Genomic DNA, 4,890 nt, shown 5'->3' with positions numbered 1-4,890 from the left:
AACAAACCCACCGACACCACATCACCCACACCCCCCGACCCCTCCAACCAAAAACGCTCCCGCTGGAACGGGTAGGTCGGCAGATCCACCACCCCACCCCGGGCGGGGATGAAACCACTCCAGTCGACCTCCGCACCATGCACGTGGACATGAGCAAGAGCCCTCAGCAACCCCTCCACCTGCGGGCGTCCCCTACGCATCACCGCCGCACCCGCCATACCCGCCATGCCCGCCACATGCGGAGTCAACGCCGCATCAGGCCCCACCTCCAACGCAGACACCACACCAAGCTCCTCCAGCCTGGCCAGCACCACGTCGAAACGCACCGCCTCACGCACATGCCGCACCCAGTACTCCCGCGAACCCACATCACCCGCACTCACCACAGGAATCACCGGATCGCGGAAGGACACCCCGGCAACAACCCCGGCAAACTCCTCCAACACCCCATCCATGTGCGGCGAATGGAACGCATGACTCACCCGCAACCGCCTCGTCCTACGCCCCAGCCCCTCCAGCCGGCCAACCACCCCGTCCACAGCCTCACCATCACCCGCGACCACCAAAGACCCAGGACCATTGACCGCGGCGATCGACACCCGGTCCTCCAACCCGGACAACAACGGAACAACCTCCTCCCGCGCCGCCTGAACAGCAACCATCACACCACCAGCCGGCGCAGCCTCCATCAAACGCCCACGAGCCACCACCAACGACACCGCATCACGCAACGAGAACACACCCGCCACACACGCCGCACTCACCTCACCCAACGAATGACCGGCCACATAATCCGGAACCACACCCCACGACTCCAACAACCGGAACAATGCCACCTCGAACACAAACAACGCCGGCTGCGCAAACTCCGTACGCTCCAACACCTCCGCCCCTACAGAACCCGGACCACCGAACATCACCTCCAACAACCCCACCCCACCCCCACCACGGGCCGCATCCACCAACCCGCACACCTCATCCACAACCCCCGCAAAAACCGGGAACCGCTCATACAACTCCCGCCCCATACCCGGGAACTGAGCCCCCTGCCCCGAGAACACAAACGCCAGACCACCCCCACCCGCCACACCCTGAACCGTGCCCGCCGACACACGCCCCTCAGCCAACCCCTCCAAACCAGCCAGCAACTCCTCACGGCTGCCCGCAGACACAACAGCGCGGTGATCATGCAAAGCACGCGACGACACGAGAGAGAACGCCAGGTCACCCAACCCCAGACCCTCATCCGCCACCACCAGACCCCGCAACCGGGCCGCCTGGTCCCGCAACGCCCCCGCACTCCGAGCCGACAACACCACCGGCACCAACACACCACCCCCGGGCGACACCTCAGCCACCTGGCGAGGCTCGGTCTCCGGGCCCTCCTCGACAATGAGATGCGCGTTCGTCCCACTGATCCCGAACGACGACACACCCGCACGACGCGGCGTACCGTTGCGCGGCCACTCCTGCGCCTCCGCCAGCAACGACACCCCACCCGCAGACCAGTCCACATGCGACGACGGCACCTCCGCATGCAACGTCCGCGGCAACACCCCACGCTGCAAAGCCATCACCATCTTGATCACACCCGCCACACCCGCCGCAGCCTGCGCATGACCAATGTTCGACTTCACCGAACCCAACCACAACGGACGCCCAACCGGACGATCCACCCCATACGTCGCCATCAACGCCTGAGCCTCGATGGGATCACCCAGGCGCGTCCCCGTCCCATGCGCCTCGACGACATCCACATCGGCCGACGTCAAGCGTGCATTGGCCAGGGCCCGGCGGATCACCCGCTGCTGCGACGGACCGTTCGGGGCGGTGAGCTGGCTGCTCGTTCCGTCCTGGTTGACTGCTGAACCCCGTACCACGGCCAACACTCGATGGCCGTTGGTCTGAGCGTCCGACAGCTTCTCCAGCAAGAGCAGTCCGACGCCTTCGCTCCAGCCGGTGCCGTCAGCGTCCGCCGAGAACGCCTTGCACCGGCCGTCCGCAGACAGGCCCCGCTGCCGACTGAACTCGATGAAGGTACGGGGCGTGGCCATCACCGTCGCTCCGCCGGCCAGCGCGAGCGAGCATTCGCCGCTGCGCAGGGCCTGGGCCGCCAGATGCACCGCGACGAGCGACGACGAACACGCCGTATCGATCGTGACCGCCGGACCTTCAAAACCGAACGTGTACGAAATACGACCCGAGGCAATACTGCTCGCGCTGCCTGTGCCCAGATAGCCTTCGAACTCCTCCGGCATCGGCTCCAGACGGGAGGCATAGTCGTTGTACATGATCCCGGCGAACACACCCGTCGCCGACCCCCGCAACGCCACCGGATCAATACCCGCCCGCTCCACCGCCTCCCACGCCGTCTCCAGCAACAACCGCTGCTGCGGATCCGTCGCCAACGCCTCCCGCGGACTCAACCCGAAGAACGCGGGGTCGAACCGGTCCGCCTCGTAGAGGAATCCGCCTTGTGTGGTGTACGTGTGGCCTGCCTGGCCCGGATCGGCGTCGTAGAGTGCGTCACGGTCCCAGCCACGGTTGTCGGGGAACTCTCCGATGGCGTCGTGACCCCGCTCCAGCAGGTCCCACAGCTCTTCCGGTGACGACACACCGCCCGGGAACCGGCAGCTCATTCCCACGACCGCGATGGGTTCCAGGTTCCTGCCCTCGGCCGCCGCCTCCGCCTCGCGCAGGCGCTGACGGGTCTGGCGCAGGTCCGCCGTTGCTCGCTTGAGATAGTCGCGGAGCTTGTCCTCGTTGTTCGTCATGCGACGTCATCTCCTTCGGCCAGCGGTGCTCGGCCGGTCTCTTCCGTGCCGGTCATTCCGAGTTCGGTGTCGAGTGCCAGGAACAGTTCGTCATCCGTTGCCGACAACAGGTCGTCCACTCCGTCGTGACGCCCTGTCCGGCTGTCGTCGTGTCGGTCGCCGTTCCATCTACGGGTCAGTTGCTGCAGCCGTTCGGCGATCAGTTCGCGATCCGCTTCGCCGAGCGTGATCTCAGCGATGGTCTTCTCGATGCGGTCGAGCTCGGCGAGGACAGAGGCAGGGCCGGTGCCGTCCCGACTCAGCTCGTCGATGAGGTAGTCGGCGAGCGCGGCAGGAGTCGGGTAGTCGAAGACGAGCGTCGTCGTCAGGCGCAGTCCGGTTGCCTTCGACAGCCGGTTGCGGAGTTCCACGGCGGTCAGCGAGTCGAATCCCATTTCCAGCAGGCCACGGTCCGCTTCGATGAGGCCGGGCCTCGCGTGACCGAGGACCGAGGCGACTTCGGTCCGCACCAATTCAGTTACCGCCACGTCCAGTTGCTGAGAACTCAGTCCGTCGAGACTGCGCGTGGGCAAGGTTGCTTGTGCGGCGACGTTCCCCGGGCTCGCCGGAATGATGCCGCGCAGAATCGCCGGCAACGAACCGTCGGCAGCCCTGGAACGCAGCACTGCCATGTCAAGTCGCGCAGTGACGGCGAAGGGGTCGTCAAGTCCGAGCGCCAGGTCGAAGAGTGCTAGGCCGGCCTCCGGCGACAGTGCCCCCATACCGCTCTGGGCCATCCTGGCGCGGTCGCCGTTCGACAACCCGCCGGCCATACCGTCCGACGTTTCCCACAACCCCCACGCCAGCGAAACCGCGGGCAGTCCCTCGGATCGGCGCTGCTGCGCGAGGGCGTCCAGCACGGCGTTCGCCGCGCCGTAGTTGCCCTGGCCCGGACTGCCGAAGGTCGCGGCGACGGACGAGAACAGCACGAAGGCACGGAGTGGAACCGGAAGTTCGCGGGTCAGTTCGTGCAGGTTACGAGCCGCGTCCGCTTTGGGACGGGCGGTTGTGCTCATTCGGTCCGGCGTGAGTGACTCGATGGTGGCGTCGTCCAGTACCCCCGCTGTATGAATCACCGCGGTGAGCGGGTACTCGGCCGGGATCGACGAGAGCAGTGCGTTGAGTTCCGTACGGTCCCCGACATCACACGCCCTGAGAGCGACCTCCGCTCCCAGACCAGTGAGTTCGGCAACCAGCTCGGCCGCCCCCGGCGTGTCGGGACCCCGCCGCGTAGCGAGGAGCAGGTGTCGTACGTGGTGCGTCTCCACCAAATGCCGTGCAAGCAGTGACCCCAGCGCCCCGGTACCGCCCGTGAGCAGGACCGTTCCGGACGAGTCGAAGCGGGGGGCAGGGCCGTCCGCGTCACGCCGGGCGCCGGACTTTACGAGACGCGGAGCATGGACGTTGCCCTTGCGCACCGCGAGCTGAGGTTCATCGGCGGGAATGTTCGCCAGTACGGCTTCTGCGATCGGCCCTGCTGTCGATTCCACGTCCACCAGGAGGAAACGGTTGGGGTGTTCGACCTGCGCCGCTCGAACAAGCCCCCACACGGCCGCCAGATCGAGGTCCGGCCCACGGTCGGAGGCCGTGACCGACACGGCGCCTGCGGTCAGCACGGCAAGGCGTGATGCGGAGAACCGGTCATCGGCCAGCCAGGTGTGCAGGGCGTCGAGTACGAGGTCAGCCGGTGCCGGGCCCCCGGGCATACGGGCGACCACCGGGAGAACGACAAGTTCGGGCGTGGTCCTATCGGCGGGGATCGCGGCGATGTCGGGAAGTGCAGCGCTGTCGAGCACCATTGTCTGCAACGCCGTCGTCGGTCGGGACGTCGATGCGTGGAGGGTCGGCCAGGAGAGCTCGTAGAGCGAGCTGGCTATCTCGCTGTCAACGAGGTACTCCGAGGGCAACGGTCGCACTGTCAGCGACTCCACCGTGGCCACCAGGGCGTTCTCGGGGTCCACCATGTGAACCGACATGCTGCCGTCGGTGTTCTTGGTGAGGGTTACGCGGAGACTGGTGGCCCCGGTCGCGTGCAGGACGACGTTCGACCAGGAGAAGGGAACCCGGAGCGGCCCGT

2 protein-coding genes are annotated in these 4,890 nt (G+C 66.6%); both read right to left on the bottom strand.

The window, feature by feature from the left end:
• Nucleotides 1-2,774 (bottom strand): type I polyketide synthase (locus ACFVT1_RS40840; protein WP_389805839.1); only part of this gene is annotated, 2,774 nt, incomplete at its 3' end.
• Nucleotides 2,771-4,890: beta-ketoacyl reductase (locus ACFVT1_RS40835; RefSeq protein ID WP_389805836.1), on the bottom strand; the 2,120-nt coding region annotated here is incomplete at its 5' end. The genes ACFVT1_RS40835 and ACFVT1_RS40840, both read right to left, overlap by 4 nt.

The sequence above is a fragment of the Streptomyces sp. NPDC057963 genome, from assembly GCF_042887155.1.
Lineage (GTDB): Bacteria > Actinomycetota > Actinomycetes > Streptomycetales > Streptomycetaceae > Streptomyces.
This window is presented reverse-complemented; position numbering and strand designations above follow the sequence as displayed.